General features: G+C 72.5%; 12 protein-coding genes and 2 pseudogenes. 5 read left to right on the forward strand and 9 right to left on the reverse strand.

Going from position 1 to position 18,136, the window contains the following annotated elements:
• Positions 1-13: 13 nt before the first annotated feature.
• The 4 genes from ABZ471_RS11155 to ABZ471_RS11170 form a co-directional block, all read right to left on the reverse strand.
• The gene (locus tag ABZ471_RS11155; protein ID WP_359064845.1) at positions 14-3,757 is read right to left on the reverse strand and encodes a beta-ketoacyl synthase N-terminal-like domain-containing protein; all 3,744 of its coding nucleotides are present in this window, start codon (positions 3,755-3,757) and stop codon (positions 14-16) included.
• A gap of 97 nt (positions 3,758-3,854) precedes the next feature.
• Positions 3,855-4,712 (reverse strand): alpha/beta fold hydrolase, encoded by an 858-nt coding sequence (locus tag ABZ471_RS11160; protein ID WP_359064847.1) that lies wholly within the window; start codon positions 4,710-4,712, stop codon positions 3,855-3,857.
• The gene (locus ABZ471_RS11165) at positions 4,696-4,962 is read right to left on the reverse strand and encodes an acyl carrier protein (protein ID WP_359064849.1); all 267 of its coding nucleotides are present in this window, start codon (positions 4,960-4,962) and stop codon (positions 4,696-4,698) included. The genes ABZ471_RS11160 and ABZ471_RS11165 overlap by 17 nt, the downstream gene beginning before the upstream one ends.
• A 477-nt stretch (positions 4,963-5,439) precedes the next feature.
• On the reverse strand, positions 5,440-6,360 hold the full coding sequence (locus tag ABZ471_RS11170) for a helix-turn-helix transcriptional regulator (RefSeq protein WP_359064851.1): 921 nt from the start codon (positions 6,358-6,360) through the stop codon (positions 5,440-5,442).
• 136 nt (positions 6,361-6,496) lie between these two features.
• On the opposite strand from ABZ471_RS11170, the gene ABZ471_RS11175 reads away from it, so the two are divergent.
• From ABZ471_RS11175 to ABZ471_RS11185, 3 genes are all read left to right on the forward strand, one after another.
• Positions 6,497-7,288, forward strand: coding sequence for an IclR family transcriptional regulator (locus ABZ471_RS11175; protein ID WP_359064853.1), 792 nt, complete (start codon positions 6,497-6,499; stop codon positions 7,286-7,288).
• Positions 7,289-7,534: 246 nt separating this feature from the next.
• Positions 7,535-8,698 carry an exonuclease SbcCD subunit D gene (locus ABZ471_RS11180; RefSeq protein ID WP_359064854.1) on the forward strand — a complete coding sequence of 388 codons (1,164 nt, stop codon included), beginning with the start codon at positions 7,535-7,537 and terminating at the stop codon, positions 8,696-8,698.
• On the forward strand, positions 8,695-11,700 hold the full coding sequence (locus ABZ471_RS11185; protein WP_359064856.1) for an SMC family ATPase: 3,006 nt from the start codon (positions 8,695-8,697) through the stop codon (positions 11,698-11,700). The genes ABZ471_RS11180 and ABZ471_RS11185 overlap by 4 nt, the downstream gene beginning before the upstream one ends.
• A 536-nt stretch (positions 11,701-12,236) precedes the next feature.
• On the opposite strand, the pseudogene ABZ471_RS11190 reads toward ABZ471_RS11185, so the two are convergent.
• The 4 genes and pseudogenes from ABZ471_RS11190 to ABZ471_RS11205 all read right to left on the reverse strand — a co-directional run.
• A pseudogene (locus ABZ471_RS11190) lies at positions 12,237-12,440 on the reverse strand (transposase family protein); the annotation flags it as partial.
• Positions 12,441-12,620: 180 nt separating this feature from the next.
• Positions 12,621-14,732 (reverse strand): acyltransferase family protein, encoded by a 2,112-nt coding sequence (locus tag ABZ471_RS11195; protein WP_359064858.1) that lies wholly within the window; start codon positions 14,730-14,732, stop codon positions 12,621-12,623.
• 170 nt (positions 14,733-14,902) lie between these two features.
• Positions 14,903-15,019 (reverse strand): annotated as a pseudogene (locus ABZ471_RS11200) (IS5/IS1182 family transposase); the annotation flags it as partial.
• A gap of 265 nt (positions 15,020-15,284) precedes the next feature.
• On the reverse strand, positions 15,285-15,731 hold the full coding sequence (locus ABZ471_RS11205) for an Lrp/AsnC family transcriptional regulator (RefSeq protein ID WP_359064860.1): 447 nt from the start codon (positions 15,729-15,731) through the stop codon (positions 15,285-15,287).
• 94 nt (positions 15,732-15,825) lie between these two features.
• Between ABZ471_RS11205 and ABZ471_RS11210 the strand changes: the two genes are divergently transcribed.
• Positions 15,826-16,299 carry a rhodanese-like domain-containing protein gene (locus tag ABZ471_RS11210; RefSeq protein WP_359064862.1) on the forward strand — a complete coding sequence of 158 codons (474 nt, stop codon included), beginning with the start codon at positions 15,826-15,828 and terminating at the stop codon, positions 16,297-16,299.
• A gap of 24 nt (positions 16,300-16,323) precedes the next feature.
• The gene (locus tag ABZ471_RS11215; RefSeq protein WP_359064864.1) at positions 16,324-16,839 is read left to right on the forward strand and encodes an immunity 21 family protein; all 516 of its coding nucleotides are present in this window, start codon (positions 16,324-16,326) and stop codon (positions 16,837-16,839) included.
• Between the two features lie 54 nt (positions 16,840-16,893).
• Here ABZ471_RS11215 and ABZ471_RS11220 read toward each other — a convergent pair whose 3' ends face one another.
• Entirely contained in the window at positions 16,894-18,123 is a 1,230-nt protein-coding gene (locus ABZ471_RS11220; RefSeq protein WP_359064866.1) for a cytochrome P450, read from the reverse strand.
• Positions 18,124-18,136 lie beyond the last annotated feature (13 nt).

Below are 18,136 nucleotides of genomic sequence, written 5' to 3' on the forward strand. Positions count from 1 at the left end.
CGTTGGCTTTGTCCTACGCCCCCTTTCCGGATTCGGTTGGGTTTTCGGCGAGTTGTTCGGGGCCGACGGGGGTGGGGCTGGGGAAGCGTTCCTGGAGGAGGCCCATGATCTCTACGCGCTTGATGGAGTCGATGCCCAAGTCCGCCTCCACGTCCATGGTGAGGTCGAGCATGTCGGCCGGGTAGCCGGTCTTCTGGGACACCACGTCGAGGAGTGCGGTCCGTACGTCGTCCGCGGAGCCGCCGGACGCAGGCTCAGCGGGGGGAAGAGCTGCGGGGGCAGAGGCCGCGGGTTCCAGGGCCGCGGGCGCGGCAGCGGCGGGCGTCTCGGGCAGCGGCGCCGCCACCCGCGGTACGGGCGCGGGAGCCACGACGGCGGGGGGCTCGGCGGCCGGGGCTGCCGCAGGGGCGGCCGGGGCGGCGGCGCCGTACTCCAGGGCCGCCAGGTCCCGCAGGATCTCGTTGGCCCGCAGATGCGTGCGCCCGATCGCCAGTCCGTGCTCCTTGACGGAGGCGACCCCCGGGAGCACTTCGCCCACGCGCCCCTGCTCGTCGGCCCGCTCCAGCAGCCCCATCAGGCGCTGGGCGCTGGACAGTTGGCCGGTGAGGTAGTCGTCGTGCAGGGACAGGTGGTCGGCGAGCAGCCCGGCGAGCCGCTCGTCGGGTGCGGGGGCCGGGTGTTCCTCTGCCATGAACTCGTACTCCAGGACGTCCGGTGGGGCGGGCTGCGCCAGCGGCGCGGCCTGCGGGGCGGGGGGCCGTTCGACGGGCGTGACCGGCTGGGAGTCCGACGTGACCTGCTGGGCGAGCTGCTGGGGTGCAGGTGCCGGGACGACCGCAGGTGCTGCCGGGACAGCCGTAGTTCCTGTCGGGACAGCCGCAGGGGAGGCAGCCAGGGGATTCGGCGCGGTCGGCAACGAGACTCGGTAGCCGCTCTCCAGCGCCTCCCGATAGGCCATTCTCCTGGCCTCGGGCACGTGGTTGATGCCGTTGAGCGGCACGGTCATGCCCTTGACCGGCTCCTCGTGCGGCGGCTCGGCCACATAGCGGTCCGTGGTGGCCAACGGCAGGCCGAGGACGGCCAGTTGGGCCACGGCGCGCTTCAGCGTCAGCTCGGCGTCGCCCTTGTCGCCCGGATCGAGCTGCACGGCGAAGTGCTCGCGCTCGCCGAGGACGCGGCGGACCAGCTGCGTCAGCACGCCCTTCGGACCGAACTCGACGAACGTGCGGAAGCCGGCCGCGTACATCTCCTCGATCCGGTCGGCGAACTCGACCGGCTTGACCAGTTGCTCGACCAGGGTGCGCCGGTTGGCGTCGGTGTCCGGGCCGTACGAGGCGCCCGGCGAGTTGGCGTACACGGGGCGGCGCGGCTCGCCCACCTCGGCGTCGGCCACCCGCTGCCCGAACTCCGCCACGGCGTGGGCGACGAACGGCGTGTGGAAGGCGGCGGACACCGGCAGCCGGAGCGCCCGTGTCCCGGCCGCGTCCGCCGCCTCCACCAGCCGCTCGACGGCCTCGGTGGCGCCGCCCACCACGATCTGGTCGGGGGCGTTGCGGTTGCAGACGGTCAGCTCCGGGTGGGCGGCGAGCAGGTCGCGCACCTGCTCCTCGGGGGCGCTGAGGGCGGCCATGGCGCCGGCGTCGAAGTCCGGGTCTGCGGGCGGTGCCATCGCCGCGCCCCGGGCCCGGGCCAGGGCGAAGTACGTGTCGTCGTCCAGGGCGCCGGCGGCCCAGAGCGCCGCCAGCTCGCCGAAGCTGTGGCCCAGGAACCCGTCCGCGTCGAAGCCCAGTTCCGTCAGGTAGCGGAAGTGACCGGCCGCCAGCGCGCCGATGGCGGGCTGGGCGTACTCGGTGCGGCGCAGCGCCGTCTCCTGGGCCGTGCGGGTCACCTCGTCGAAGGCGGGCGGCGGGAAGGCGACCCGGGACAGCGGGAGTCCGTGTCCGGCGAAGGCCGCGTTCGCCCGGTCGAAGGCCGCCCGCAGCGGGGGCAGCGCGAGCACGGCGGTGCGGCCGGGCTCGACGTACTGGCTGCCCTGCCCGGCGAAGAGCGCGCCCACCTTGCCGATGGGGGCGGCGGACTTGCGGAAGTACACGCCCTTGGGATGCGACCAGGACTCGGCCGACGGCTTGGCGCGCAGCTCGGCCGCGGCCAGGGCGCGCAGTTCCGCGAGTTCGGCGTTGCTGCCGGCGACCAGGGCGAGCCGAGGATGATCCGCCGGAGCGGGTTCGGTGCAGGGTTCCCCGCCTTCGCCGACCGCCCGCACCACCTGCTCGATGTCAGGTGCATGCCACATAAACACCCGGTTCACGGGGAACATCACCCGCAGGTCGGAGCCGTCGCCGAACTCCTCCATCACCACGTGGAAGTTGGTGCCGCCGAAGCCGAACGACGACACGCCCGCCCTCCGCTGCGGCCGGGCCGGGTCGAGGATCCAGGGCCGGGTGCGCGTGCCGACGTAGAACGGGCTCTCCGCCCAGTCGAGCGCCGGGTTGGGCCGGTCCACGTTGATGGTGGGCGGCAGCAGCTTGTGGTGCAGCGCCAGCGCCAGCTTGATCATCCCGGCCGCGCCCGCCGCCGCCTTGGTGTGGCCGATCTGCGACTTCACGCTGCTGACGGCCGCGAACTGCCGTTCCTCGGTGAACTCCGAGACCACCGCCGACAGCGCGGACAGCTCGGTCGCCTCACCGACCGCCGTGCCCGTGCCGTGCGCCTCGAACAGCTCGACGGAGGCCGGGGAGCAGTCCGCGTCCTCGTAGGCCCGGCGCAGGGCGGTCATCTGCCCCTCCTTGCGCGGGGCGTAGATGGACTTGAAGCGGCCGTCGCTGGAGGAGCCGATGCCGCGGAGCACCGCGTAGACGCGGTTGCCGTCCCGCTCGGCGTCGGCGAGCCGGCGCAGGGCCAGCATGCCGATGCCCTCACCGATGAGCGTCCCGTCCGCGTCCCCGTCGAACGGGCGGATGCGGCCCTCCTTGGAGAACGCGGGCGTCTTGCTGAAGCACAGGTACATGAAGATGGTGTTCTCGGCGTCGCAGCCGCCCACCAGCATCGTGTCCGAGCGCCGTTCCAGCAGATCGCTGACCGCCGTCTTGACCGCGCCGAGGGAGCTGGCGCACGCCGCGTCGATCGTCATGTTGGTGCCGCCGAGGTCCAGGCGGTTGGCGATGCGGCCGGCGACGACGTTGCCCAGCATGCCGGGGAAGGAGTTCTCCTCCCAGGGTGCGAAGGCCAGCTTGAACTTCTCCGCGATCTCCTCCGCGTCCCGCTCGGTGAGCCCGCAGGAGCGGACCACCTCCTTCAGGACCGGCGTCTGGAGCCGGGCGGTCAGCGGCTGGGTGAGCTGGTTGGCGCCGGTGACGCCCAGCACCACACCGGTGCGCGAGGCGTCGTACCAGTCCTGGTCGGCGGCCGCGTCCTTGAGCAGATCGCGGGCCACGACGAGGCTCAGCAGCTGGAGCACGTCGGTGACTTCGAGGGTGTTGGGCGGCAGCCCGAACTCCAGCGGGTTGAACGGGACGGTGGGGACGAAGCCGCCGCGCCTGGCGTACGTCTTGTCGGGCGCGGCGGGATCGGGGTCGTAGTGCTCCGACACGTCCCAGTGGGTCGCGGGCACGTCCTCGATGCAGTCGGCCGCGGAGACGACGTTGGCCCAGAACGCGCGCAGATCACGCGACTTGGGATACAGGGCGGACAGGCCGACGATCGCGATCGGATCCCGGGCGAGCCGGCGATCGAGGTCGGAAGGGTGCGAAGCGTTCACGGCGAGGCTCTCTTGGTCGGAACGGCGGGGCCTGGGGGAGACGCCCCGGGGCGGTTCGGGACCTGCGGGTGGCGCGCGGAAGAGGAGCGAAGCAGGGTCAGGCCGCGTGCAGCAGCGGCGCGATCACACCGAGGGAGTCGGGGCGGCTGAGCATCGTGTAGTGGTCGCCCGGACAGCTGTGCCGGGTCAGTCCGAGCGGGGCGAGCGGTGACCAGCCGAGCGTGGGGTCGTCCGGGACGAGGCTGCGCTCGGCCTGCACGAGCACCAGCGGCAGCGGCGCGGGACCGGGCCGGTACGGCGCGGTCAGCCGGTTGTTGCGCAACAGCCCGTCCACATAGGTGTCGTAGAGCTTGCGCAGGCCCGGCAGCGGGGTGTCCGGGAGCAGGGCACCCGCGGCGACGGCCGCGTCGAGCACGACGGGCAGCCCGTCGTCCGCCCCGCGTCCGGCGAGCGCCTCGGGGGCGAGCCCGATCGGCCTGCCCCGCTTGGCCCCCAGATACATCGCGAACCAGCCCAGGAGCAGCCCGGGTTCGAGCGCCTCGTCGGGCTGCTTGTACTCCTCGGTGGGCGCGATGCTGTCGAGCAGCACCAGCCGCCCGGGGCGCCGCTCGGCCGGCATCGCCCGGGTCATGGCCAGGGCGAGCACACCGCCGAAGGACCACCCGGCGAGCGTGTACGGCCGCTGGACCTGCGCCATCGCGGCGAGCAGGCGGCCGGCCAGGGCGTCCACCGTCGTGTCGGCCCGGCCGCCGTTGAGCGCCGCGTCCGCGTACTCGCCGAGCGCACCCAGGTCCAGTACGGTCAGCCCGTCGCCCTCCGGCAGCGCGTCGGCCAGGCCCCGGTGGACCTGGGCCGCGAGTGCTCCGGGATGGACGACGCACACGGTGCGGCCGCCGGCCGTGGCGGGCCTGAACTCCAGGGCGACCGGCGGGCGTCGGTCACGCGGCGGTCGCACGCCGGTCGCTCTCCTCGGCCAGGAAGGACGCCAGGTCCTTGACGGTCGGGTGATACCAGAGCGTGGTCGTGCTCAGCTCGAAACCGAGCCAGTTCTCCAGCTCGCCCGCGAGAATGAGGGCCTCGGTCGAGTCGAGGTCCAGCTCGTCGAAGTACACCTCGCGCGAGACCTCGCCCGGTGCCACGCCGAGGCGGTGGGCGATCTTCTCGATCAGCCAGCTCTCGGCCTCGGAAGCGGTCACTACGGCCATGGTGGGTCGTCCTTCCTCAGGCACGGCTCCGGGATGTCCGGAGCCGCGTGCGGTCGATGGGCATGCACCGGCCCGTCGCGCTCGGGGCGTACGGGCACACCGGGGCCCGTGGACGGTGCGGTGCGCACGCCCCCTCGGCCGGCCGGGTTTCCGCCCGGTCGGCGGGGCGCAATCCCGAAGCGCCGCCCAGAAGTCGGGCAGGCCGGGAAACGGGGGAGATATGAGCGGTGTTCTGCTTTGGGGATTCACTGCCGGGGAGGGCAGACAACAACTCGTCAGTAATCTGGCGGGTGATCGGGTCGAGCAGTGGTCAGGCCGGTCTTTCTGGTACAGACCTGCAGGTCCGCGATGTCTTCGGAGTGGCCGCCCGAAGCACGCGGGTCACAGTCTTGCCAGCTTCCGGATTCCTGGACAACCGGTCTTCCAGAGAGTGGAAAGAAATCCTGGTTGCGGGTCGCGGCGTGATGGTCGAATACGTTACGGGGAGGTGAAGCGCTCGCCGGAATCGCGGGATTCGGGCTGATGGCGGGTCCGCCCGTCCCGCCGGAATGCCCCGGGTGTCATATTCACGCGCCGCACGAAGAACTTGCCGAAGTTGGTGACCTCGGAGAAGCCGAGATGGCGGGCGATCGCCGCGATGGACAGGTCGGTGTGCAGGAGCAGCCGGCGCGCCTCCAGCGCGACCCGGGCGTCGATCACGTCCTTGGCGGACGTACCGGCGGCACGGCAGGCCCGGGACAGGGCGCGTGTACTGCAACTGAGTCTGGCGGCGTAGTCCTCCACCAGCCGGGTGGAGCGGTACGAGCCCTCCAGCTCCTGGCGGAAACGGACGAACAGTTCGTCCGTCTCGCCGCTCGGAGCAGCGGCCTCCTCGTGACGCAGACGGCACGCCTCGTCGACGCGGAGGAGCACCACTGCGAGCAGGTGCTTGAGCACCTGCTCGCCGGTTCCCCGGTCGGAGCGCCGTAACTCTGCCTGAAGCAGTGTCAGAACCTGCTGGAAAAAGGCCAGTTCGGTGTCGGAGAGCTGCCAGTGGCTGGGGCGCAGCACATCGTCGAGCAGTCCGAGGCTCGCATGCATCGGCAGGGGGAACGCCTCGGTGAACATGAGAAGTTCGCCGTCCATGTCCCCCGGAAACGACTGGATCACCTGGTTCGGCCGGGTCCACAGCAACGTGCCGGCGGAGCACGGTATGCAAGCGGAGTCGACGGCGTAGGTTCCCTGGCCGGTGGTGACCAGCATGATCTGGTGGAAGTCGAGCCGATGCGGAGCGGCGAGGAGGCCCAGGGGTGCCCGTTCGCGCAGGTCGCTCAGGGTCGAGATCGCGATACCCGGGCCGGGTCGGCAGATCGGGGTGTACGGGACGACAGGGATCGGTAACGAAGCGAAATCGACCATGAACGTTCCGAGATCGACCTTCCTTGGGCTGCTTGAAGACTTGATGATAGCGATGGCCGCCCGTCACCAGTTCACGCCTGGTGCCAGCACGAGTAAGCAAGCACCCCTGACGTGCAGGTGAAGGGAACTGAACGGGATGACCACCTCCCACTCCGGCGCCCCGGAGCGCTCCGTCGTCGACCGGACGCTCAGCATCCTCGGCGCCTTCGACCGCGACAACCGCACCCTGACGCTGACGGACATCAGCCGACGGTCGGGGCTGCCGGTCGCCACCGTTCACCGCATCGTCACCAAGCTCACCGGATGGGGAGCCCTGGAACGGGACTCCGACGGCGGCTACAACATCGGTCTGCGGCTGTGGGAGACGGCAGTGCTGGCACCGCGCGGCTCGTCACTGGCCGAAGCGGCCCAGCCCCATCTGGTCGAACTGCACAGGCAGACCTCGGCCGGGGCGACCATCGCCATCCGCGACGGCGCCGAGAGTGTCTGCCTGTCCCTCGTGACCAACCGGACCGATCTCGCTCACCTGCACTCCGACCCGGGCGGACGGCTGCCGCTGCACGCCTCCTCGGTGGGCCTGGTGCTGCTCGCCCACGCGGGAGAGCCCCTGCGGAGCGCGGTCTGCGCCGGTCCGCTGCCCGCGTACACACCCGCCACGATCACGGACGGCGCCGCTCTGGGCCGCTGCCTCGTCCGCATCAGACGCGAGGGCCACGCGCTGGTCCGCAACACGCTCACCGTGGGAAAGGGCGGGCTCGCCGTTCCGGTGCGCGACGGCCGCGGCGCCATCGTGGCCGCCGTCGGGGCGGTCGGGCCCGTGGAACTCGTCCAGCCGGTCCGGCTGCTGCCGCACGTCCGTGCCGCGGCCGAGGCCATCGCCCGCGCCGTCCGGTCGGGCGGCTGGCGGGACGTGGAGGTCGGCACATGACCGACGCGACGACGGAGCAGACCGTGCCGAATCCGCCGCGGAGTGGTGTTCCGCACAGCGGACGACATCCAGGTTCCTTAGGGATTTTCCTGACCATTTCGGGCGTGGATGCGGGGTGCACGCCGAGGTCCGTGGTGGATCGGGGGCGCGGAGGCACTAGCGTGGTGGGTGCTGTGTGCGAGCCTGCCCGGGTTCGTGCTGGTCCTTGGGTGTGGATGGGGTAGACGTGCTGGCCGGAGCGGTGTCGTGAGAGTGCTGCACACGTCCGACTGGCATCTCGGCCGGGCCTTCCACCGGGTGAACATGCTCGCGGCCCAGACCGAGTTCATCGGCCACCTCGTCGCCACCGTGCGCGAGCACGCGGTGGACGCGGTGGTCGTGTCCGGGGACGTGTACGACCGCGCGGTGCCCCCGCTCGCCGCCGTCGAACTGTTCGACGACGCCCTGCACCGACTCGCGGACCTCGGCGTGCCCACGGTGATGATCTCCGGCAACCACGACTCGGCCCGCCGCCTCGGCGTCGGCGCCGGACTCATCGACCGCGCCGGCATCCATCTGCGCACCGAGCCGTCCGCCGCCGGCACCCCGGTCCTGCTCGCCGACGCCCACGGCGACGTGGCCTTCTACGGTCTGCCGTACCTCGAACCGGCCCTGGTGAAGGACGAGTTCGCGGTGGAGAAGGCCGGCCACGAAGCCGTGCTCGCGGCCGCCATGGACCGCGTCCGCGCCGACCTCGCCGGCCGCGCGCCGGGCACCCGTTCCGTCGTCCTCGCCCACGCCTTCGTCACCGGCGGCCAGGCCAGTGACAGCGAACGGGACATCACCGTCGGCGGAGTGGCCGCCGTACCGGCCGGCGTGTTCGACGGCGTCGACTACGTGGCGCTCGGGCATCTGCACGGCTGCCAGACGATCACCGAGCGCGTGCGCTACTCGGGCTCCCCACTCGCGTACTCCTTCTCCGAGACCGACCACCGCAAGAGCATGTGGCTCGTCGACCTGGACGCCGACGGCTCGGTCACCGCCGAGCGCCTCGACTGCCCGGTGCCGCGCCCGCTGGCCCGCATCCGTGGCACCCTGGACGACCTCCTCGCCGACCCCGGGCTCGCCCGCCACGAGGACGCCTGGGTCGAGGCCACCCTCACCGACCCGGTCCGCCCGGCCGACCCCATGGCCCGGCTCACCGAGCGCTTCCCGCACACCCTCAGCCTGGTCTTCGCCCCGGAACGCGCCCCGGACGACCCCGAGGTGTCCTACGCCCGGCGGCTCGCGGGCCGCAGCGACCAGCAGATCGCCGAGGACTTCGTGGCCCACGTGCGCGGCGCCGGACCCGACGACCAGGAGACCGCCGTGCTCCGCGACGCCCTCGACGCGGTGCGGGCCGACGACGCCGTGCGGGAGGTGGCCCGGTGAGGCTGCACCGGCTCGACATCTCGGCCTTCGGCCCCTTCGGCGGCTCCCAGAGCGTCGACTTCGACCCCCTGTCCGCCGCCGGACTCTTCCTGCTGCACGGCCCCACCGGCGCGGGCAAGACCTCCGTCCTGGACGCCGTGTGCTACGCGCTCTACGGCTCCGTGCCCGGCGCCCGGCAGAGCGGCCAGGGCATGACCCTGCGCAGCGACCACGCGGAGCCCGGCACCCGCACCGAGGTCAGCCTCGAACTGACCGTCGCAGGACGCCGGTTGGAGATCACCCGGCAGCCGCCGTGGGAGCGGCCCAAGCTGCGCGGCAAGGGCACGACGGTCGACAAGGCCCAGACCTGGCTGCGCGAGTACGACACCACAGCCCGCGCCTGGAAGGACCTCAGCCGCTCCCACCAGGAGGTCGGCGAGGAGGTCACCCAGCTGCTCGGCATGAGCCGCGAACAGTTCTGCCAGGTCGTCCTGCTGCCCCAGGGCGACTTCGCACGCTTCCTGCGCGCCGACGCCGAGGCCCGCGGCCGGCTGCTCGGCCGCCTCTTCGACACGCAGCGCTTCGCCGACGTCGAGAAGCGGCTCGCCGAACGCCGGCGCGCCACCGAGGCCCGGGTACGGGAGGGCGACGCCGCGCTGCTCGCCGACGCGCACCGCATGCAGCAGGCGGCGGGCGACGCCATGGAGCTGCCCGAGCTGAGCCCCGGCGAGCCCGGCCTGACCGAGACCGTCCTCGGTGCCGCCGCCGCGGCCCGCAGCACCGCACGCGAGCGCCTCACCATCGCCCACTGCCGCCTCACCGCCGCCGAGTCCGGCCACGCCGCGGCGCAGCGCGCCCTGGACGACGTACGCGAACTCGCCCGGCTGCAGGCCCGGTTCGCCGAAGCACGGCAGCGGGCCGAGCGCCTCGAGGAACGCGTCGGTGCCCACCGCGAGGCGCAGCAGCGCATGGCCCGCGCCCGCAAGGCGGAGACGGTGGCGCCCGCGCTGGAGCTGTGGGAGTCCGCCGAGGCCGAGCACCGCAGGGCCGCCGAGGCCGAGGCCCGCGCGCGCGGAGCGCTCCCCGACTCCACTGCCACCGCCGGCGCCGGTCCCGCGGGCCTCGCGGCCGCCGCCCGCCGCGCCGCCGAGGAGCTGGGCGGTCTCGAGTCGGCCCGGCGCGCCGAACAGCGGCTCGCCGAACTGGTCGAGGAGCGAGCGGGGTTGGACCGGCAGGAACGTGCCGACGAGGACGCCCTGCGCGAGGCCGACGGCTGGCTCGACGAGTGGGACGCCACCCGCGCGGGTCTCCGGTCCCGCATCGAGTCCGCCCAGGAGGCGGCCACCCGCGCCGAACAGCTCGCCGTCCAGCGCGAACCCGCACGGCGGCGCCTTGGCGCGGCCCGCACCCGGGACGAGCTGGCCGCGGACCTGGAGGAGGCACAGCGCCGGTCCCTCGCCTCCGGGCAGCGCGCCCTGGACGCCCGCACCCACTGGCTGGACCTCAAGGAACAGCGCCTGAACGGCATCGCCGCGGAGCTGGCCGCGCACCTCACCGACGGCGCGCCCTGCGCCGTCTGCGGAGCCGTCGAGCACCCCGCCCCGGCCCGCAGGGTCGCCGGACACGTCGACCGTGAGGCCGAGGAGCACGCCCTCGCCGCCCACCAGCGGGCCGGGGAACAGCACACCGAGGACGAACGGCGCCTGGGCTTCGTACGGGAGGCCCTGGCCGCGGCCGGCGCCGAAGCCGGCGACACACCCACCGCCCGGCTCGCCGCCGAGGCCGACGCGCTGGAACAGGAGTACACGCGCGCCCGCCGCAACGCCTCCGCCCTGCACGCCGCACAGGAGGAGCTGCGGCAGGCCGAGCACGAGCGGGAACAGCGCCTTCGGGCCCGCCAGCAGGCCGCCGTGCGGACCGCTTCCCGCCTCACCCGGCGCGAGACACTGGACCGTGAACAAGGGGCCCTGGTACAGGAGTTGACGCAGGCGCGCGGTACCGCCGCCAGCGTGGCCGCCCGCGCCGCACAGCTGGAGCGGCAGGCGGCACTGCTCACCGAAGCCGCCGACACCTCACGCGCCGCCGAGGACGCCGCCCAGCGCCTCAAGGACGCCGACGCCCGCCTCGCCGACGCCGCCTACCGCGCCGGCTTCGACACCCCGCAGGCCGCGGCCGCCGCCCTCCTGGACGACACGGCCCACCGCGATCTCCAACACCGCCTGGACACCTGGCAGTCGGAGGAGGCGGCCGTACGCGCCGTGCTGGCGGAGGCCGGCACGGCGGACGCCGCCCAGCAGCCGCCCGCCGGCCTCGCCGCGGCCGAGCAGACGGCGGCCGAGGCGGAACGGCGGCTGCGCGAGGCCGCCTCCCGGCACGACGCTGCGGCCCGCAGCCGCACCGAGCTGGACCGCCTCTCCGCCCGCGCCGCCGAGGGCGTACGCGGCCTCGCCCCGCTGCGCGAGGAGTACGACCGGGTGGCCCGGATGGCCGCCCTCACGGCGGGAACCTCCGCCGACAACGAACGCCGGATGCGCCTGGAGTCGTACGTCCTGGCGGCCCGTCTGGAGCAGGTCGCGGCCGCCGCGACCGTACGCCTGCAGCGCATGTCCTCGGGCCGGTACACCCTGGTCCACTCCGACGACCGCACCGGACGCGGCCGCAGCGGACTCGGACTGCATGTCGTGGACGCCTGGACCGGCCGCGAGCGGGACACCGCCACCCTGTCCGGCGGCGAGACCTTCTTCGCCTCCCTCGCCCTCGCCCTCGGCCTTGCCGACGTCGTCACCGACGAGGCCGGAGGCGTCCGGCTGGACACCCTCTTCATCGACGAGGGCTTCGGCAGCCTCGACGACCAGACCCTGGACGAGGTCCTGGACGTCCTCGACTCCCTGCGCGAACGCGACCGCAGCGTCGGCATCGTCAGCCATGTCGCCGACCTGCGCCGCCGGGTCCACGCCCAGCTGGAGGTCGTGAAGGGACGGTCGGGGTCTTCGCTGCGGCAGCGGGGCGCGGACGGCTCGTGAGCCTTCGCTCGCCCGCCCGTACATTGCGGCCAGTCAGGACGCATTTATCACCTGCCTTTTTGTTCCCTTCCTTGGTCGTCTTCGCCCTTCTGTCCCCCGCCTGTCCCCCGGACGGGCCGTCGCGTGAGCCACGGGTGTCAACGCCGTTCGTGGCCAGGAGGTCGGTGATGCCATGGGCTGCAGCAACCCTGCGGGGACTGTTGAAGTTCATGGCGGTGGCGAGGTCTTCCGTGGCGAGGCGTGCCTGGAAGCCGCGGACCGTCGCTGCGTCGGGCCATGCCTTTTGGAACTGCAGAAGCCGCGGCCGGAGCATGGACATGTACTTGCGGCGCGCATGGAAGCCGGCGTCGCAGATCACCGCCCCCATGTGTGTCCAGCCGCGAGGCGGGGGAAACGGGCCCTCGCCGAGGACGGTCTGTGCATGGGCGGCGAGTTGCTGGACGGGGTTGCGAGCGGTCATGGGCCAATGGTGGTTACCGGGCCTGACCATCCGGGCGGCAACCTGGAAATCAGGTGGGCTCAGGATTTCGGTCGCCTGTGCGGGCGGCGGTCAGGTCGTGGGTGCGGCCGGGCAGGGCGCGCGAGATCCACAGCAGTTGTCCGGCCGGGTTGGTCACCACCTGTAGGTTCGTCCTGTGCCGGCGGTGCCTGGGGGAGAAGTCGGCCCGGCCGTCGCCGACCCGGTCGCGCTCCGCCAGGGTGCCGTCCAGCAGAACGTGGTCCGGCTTGGCTTCGCGCAACGCGGCCTTTTCAGACCTGCGACGTCTGTGACCCGGCATTCCGTGCGCCGGAGCCCGGACGCTGGCGGGACCTGCCGATCCGGCAAGGGTCTTCGTGTGGCGGCCGAGATCCGCAGTCTCCCCTCCCATTCGACATCGCCGTGATCACTCGGTCACCGTCGCCGTGATCATCCGGTGTGTTCAGGGCGCACCCAGGAGGCGATCCAGTGACGGCGCCAGAACCGGGGCGAGCGCCTCGGCGTACGCCTCTGAGAGGTGGCTGTCGTCGCGGTAGACGGCGGTGTCGGCGACGACTACGGGGCACATGCCGGTGCGGGGGGAGCAGAGCCAGGGGGTGGGGTCGATGACTGTGGTGGCCGTTGCGGATGCGGCGGTGCGGATGGCTGCGCCGCGGGTCGCGTCGCGGGTCGCGTCCGGCAAGTGGTTTGCGCAGGTGCGTAGTTGCAGGGAGTTCCTGGCGGCGCAGTCGATCGGGTCCCCCTTGGGCCATGGGGTGTCGAGTAGGGCGGTGACCCGGGAGCCGGAGGCGGCCAGGGCGCGGAAGGTGTTCTCGAAGCCGGTGGTCCACTGGTGGAGGGAGTCGGCGGCGGGGCGGGCCGGGTCGCCGGCGTCCGAGGAGGAGACGACGACCAGGGCGGGGCGCAGGGTCTTGATCCTTGCCATGGCGTTGGAGCGCCAGGTGTCGCAGGCGGTGTACGGCTTGTGACCGGTGACGATGGTCACGTCGGCGACCTTGCATGAGGCCTTCGTCAACGAGACCAGCTTCCAGCCGCGTGCGGTCGCGAGCTGTTGCAGGGCCGGGAACCACTGGGCCGCGTGGGAGTCGCCGAAGAGGACGACCGTACGGGACGATGTCCGGTCACCGTAGACGCAGGGCCGGGTGCGGGTGGCGGCGTAGTCGACGTGGCAGCCGTCTCGGTAGACCGCGGAGCGGGAGGACTTCACCTTCGGCAGGGGCGGGGCGAGGTTGCTCGGCAGGGCGGTGGGGGACGACGTCAGGAGTTCGTTGAGACGTGCCTGCGGGGCCGGTGCGTCGGAGAGAGTCGGCGCCAGCGCGGGCGCGGGGTCGCCCACCTCGATCGTCGGTGGAACCGCCGTCGCCGTCAGAGACAGCGCCGAGGCGCCCGCGGACAGCGCGGCCCCGAGGGCCAGGGCACGGCGGGGGCGCCTGCGGAAGGCCCGGTGGAAGCGGACCGGGTTCTCGACGAGGCGCAGCGTCAGCCACGCCAGGCCGAGCGCCGCCGCGGACAGCCCGAGCGCGAGCGGCACTTCGGCGGTGCCGTCGGCGCGGCCCAGCGCCGCCGGGGCTATGACCAGCAGCGGCCAGTGCCACAGGTACCAGCCGTACGAGAGTCCGCCGAGCCACACCAGCGGTCGCCGCCCCAGCAGCCACCCCGCGCCGTGCGGGGTGGGCGCGCAGCCGCCGGCCAGTACGAGCGCGGTGCCGACGACCGGCAGGAGGACGTGGTAGCCGGGGAAGGGCGTCTCGTCGTCGTACCAGACCGCTGCCAGCGTGACGCAGGCAAGGCCGAGCCACGTCAGCGGGGCCATGAGGGCGGCGGGCAGTCGTTCCAGCCGGCCGGTGGCCAGCGCCAGGAGCGCGCCGACACCCAGTTCCCAGACTCGGGTGTGGGAGCCGAAGTACGCCCAGGGCGCCGAGGAGTTCGTCACGAGAACGTCCTCCGCGAACGACCCCAGGCACAGCACCCCGAGCGGAACCGCGACCAGTCGGCGCCGACCGCGGGCGACCCGCCAGGTGAGCAGCAGGAGCAGCGGCCACACCAGGTAGAACTGCTCCTCCACGGCGAGCGACCAGAAGTGCTGGACCGGCGACGGCGGACTGTTCTGGGTGAGATAGTCCGTACCGGCCGCCGCCAGCCGGAAGTTGACCGCGTACACCGCGCTGGCGAGCGCGTCGCCCGCGTACTCGGCGAGCCGCGCCTTCGACAGGAACAGCCACGACCCGCCCAGCGTGACGGCGATGACCAGGGACGACGCGGGAAGCAGCCGCAGTGCCCGGCGGGCGTAGAAGGAACGGACCGACACCCGGCCGGTGGTGGCGAGTTCGCGGGACAGCAGCGACGTGATGAGGAAGCCGGAAATCACGAAGAAGACGTCGACACCGATGTAGCCGCCGCTGACCTGGGACACCCCGGCGTGGGAGAGCACCACCAGCCCGACGGCCACCGCGCGCAGCCCCTGGATGTCGAGCCGCAGGGCGTGGCCTTGGGGCGGTGCGGATCTGCCGCTCGCCGGGACGGTACGTATCTCGGCGGACGTGATGCTCGGCATCAGGGGGTGACTCCTTGGGGCGACTGACATGCTTCGGCCAATAGGATCTGTCCGGCCGCCACACGGGTTCCGCTGGTGTCGCCCCCCGACTTCGCCTCAGCCGTGAACGTTCAACCGCGTGAAACCATCGGTTCACCCCCATTCAGCCCGGTGACAAGAAAGCTCTTCGAGCGTTGCCGCTCCAGGGTGAGGACCGCCGCAGTGATGGGCGACATTCGATTCGGACCACACCGGGCCTCGCGGAAGACCCGCCGGGACCTCAGCCGGGCCACACCTTGTTTTCATGGTGTTGCCCGCCCGCCGGATCGGCATGCCGTCGACGTCACGACCACCTGCGGCGGAGTGGGCGGCCGCGGCCGCGTCGGTGAGGTTGCCGGCGCTGTCGTAGGCGTAGGTCTCGCACCAGCCGTGGGCGCGTACACCCGTCACTCGGCCCATGGCGTCGAGGTCGAAGCGGCGCGTGCCCGTGGAGAGCTCTCGGATCGCCGCTCGTGAGCCTTCGCCCGCCCGCCGGTACGTGACCCATTCGGGGGCGGCAACGCTCCGGTCGGGTCAGCGGCCGAGCGGGCGCCGGGGCAGGGGCGAGGAGTACACCACGCTCGTGGTCACCGAACCCAGCGCGCCGATCCGGCCGGAGACCTCCTCCAGATGCGGCATCGACCGCACGGCGACCTTGATGACGAAGCAGTCGTCGCCGGTCACGTGGTGGGCCTCCAGGATCTCCGGGGACGCCGCCACCAGGTCGTGGAAGGGCTTGTAGTTGCCGTTCGGGTAGCGGAGGCGGACGAACGCGAGGATCGGCAGGCCGAGACGCTCGGGGTCCACGACCGCCGCGTACCCCTGGATGACGCCGGCCTCCTCCAGCCGGCGTACCCGTTCGGTGACCGCGCTCGGCGACATGGAGACGGCGCGTGCCAGCTCGGCGTAGCTGGCCCGGCCCTCACGCTGGAGGACTTCGAGGATGCGCCAGTCGGTGGCGTCCGGGGAATACACGGTCATGCCGGATGGATAGCAGGGAGATCCCCGGCCGAACAAGAGGAACCCCGGGGATCGCCACTTCAGTGAGCCGGCCCGCGGCCCTAGATTTCTGGTCATGATCACTCACTCCGTGAACCCCGTCCTGCGGGTCGCCCCCGCCGCCCCTGCCGAGGCCGCCGCCTACTTCCGGGCCGGCCTGGCCTTCCACGCCGACGTGTCCGACGTGGCCACCGCGCTCGCGGCCGGCGGCGACCCCGGTTTCGTCGTGGTCGACTCCCGCTCGACCGAGTCCTGGGACCAGGGGCACATCCCCGGCGCCGTGCACCTGCCGACCGCGCTCATCCCCGAGCAGGCCGAGCAACTCCTCGACAGGTCCGTCCCGGTGGTGACCTACTGCTGGGGCCCCGGCTGCAACGGCGCCACCCGCGCCGCCCTCGCCCTGGCCGAACTCGGTTACCAGGTCAAGGAGATGCTCGGCGGCTTCGAGTACTGGGCGCGAGAGGGCTTCGGGTACGAGACCTGGGAGGGACCGGCGCAGCGGGACGCCGACCCGCTGACCGCACCCGTGGAAGGCGCGTGCGGCTGCTGACTCCCGCCCGTGTAGGTTCTGCCCATGGCTCGATACGCGGATCCAGGCGCACTGGAGTGGGTGGAGTCGGGCGGCGGCCCGCTGATAGCCGTACCGGAGACGGTGCTGGCCTTCTGGGCGGGCGCCGACAGCGAGGAGTTGGCCACGGACTACGACCGCGCCTGCGAGGTCGACGGGTACGTCGGACTGCTCCCGGTCGGCGACAGCGCGGCCCTCGTCTTCGGCGACGAACCCGCCTCCACCTCCTACCTGCCCGACCACGGCACCTTCGTGCGCTGGTCCGCCGCGAACTCCGAGAGCGAGCTGCTGGCCCGGATCCCCGCCGCGCTCGACACGGCCGTGTGGGAACACGAGATCCGCTGGAACGTGCCCGGCCCGGTGGTGCTGTTCGACTCGGCCTGGCCGGGCGGCGCGGCGGCGGGCGAGGAGCACCTGCGCGTCCCGCTGGATCCGGGCCCCTACCTGGTGCGCGCCGCCTACGCCCAGCCCGGACCGGAGACCTGGGTCGGCCTGGTCCGGCTCAGCCGGCTCGCGCACTGACCCGGCCGCCGACGGGAGTGCCCTCGCGCCGGCTCCGTCCGAGCGTGGGGGAGGTCACTGGAGGGCGTCGAACGTGATGTTCAGGTGGCGCGGGCCGCGGAGCACGGCGTTCGGGCGGTAGGGCGGCGGGTCCTCGACCAGCCGGGGGTTGTCGAGGCGGCGGACGAGTTCGGTGAGCGCGATCTGGGCCTCCAGCCGGGCCAGCGGGGCGCCGAAGCAGCTGTGGATGCCGCTGCCGAAGCCGAGGTGCTGGATGTCCCCGCGGTCCGGATCGAAGCGGTCGGGGTCCGCGAACCGCTGCGGGTCCCGGTTGCCCGCGGCGAGCACGAGCCAGATCCGCGAGCCCTTGGGAATGGTGACACCGCGCACCTCGATGTCGGCGATGCAGGTGCGCTGCGGCACGAGCTGCACCGGCGGCTCGTAACGCAGGAGTTCCTCGACGATCTTCACGGACAGGCCCGGGTCGTCGCGCAGCCGTTGCAGGTACTCGGGGTGGCGCAGCAGGGTGAGCATGCCGTTGGTGATCAGGTTGACGGTCGTCTCGTGGCCCGCGATGAGCAGCAGCACCGCGGTGCTGAGCACCTCCATCGTCGTCATGGCGCCGTCCGGAGCGTGACTGTGCACCAGGTCGGACAGCATGTCGTCGCGCGGTTCCCTGGCGCGCTGCTCCACCAGCCCGTTCAAGTACATGCCGAGCTGCAGCCGTGCCTCCTGCGCGGCCTGCTCGGAGCCGGGGCTGGTGCGGGTGTCCGGGTCCAGGCCGGCGACGATCGGGTCGACCCAGGCACGGAAGCGGGGCTCGTCCTCGCGGGGCACACCGAGCAGCCGGCAGATCACGGTCACCGGGAAGGGGTACGCGAACTGGTCGACCACGTCGATCTGCCGCGCGTCCCCGAACCCGTCGATCAGGTCGGTGACGATCCTGGCGAGTTCGCCGCGCATGGAATCGATACGGGTGGGCTGGTGCGGGGGTCCGAAGGAGCTGTTGGCGATCCGCCGCAGCCGGTCGTGCTCGGGCGGATCGAGCCGGATGAAGCTCGGAGGCAGCCCCGTCGCCTCCGGTCCGGACAGCTCGTCGTCGCCCACGGCGGTGAGGTTGGTGAAGTCGGAGCTGATCCGCGGGTCGTGGAGCAGGCTCTCGATGTCCCAGTACGAGCTGATGACGAACGGACCGTTCGCCTCCTCGTGCAGCACCGGAGTCTTGCGGAGCTCCTCGTACAGCGGATACGGGTTGGCACGGTTCGCGAAGTCGGTGATCTGGCGCAGGAGCGAGGCGTGGGTCATGCGGGGTCCTTGG

It is taken from the genome of Streptomyces sp. NPDC005728 (assembly GCF_040630895.1).
GTDB lineage: Bacteria > Actinomycetota > Actinomycetes > Streptomycetales > Streptomycetaceae > Streptomyces.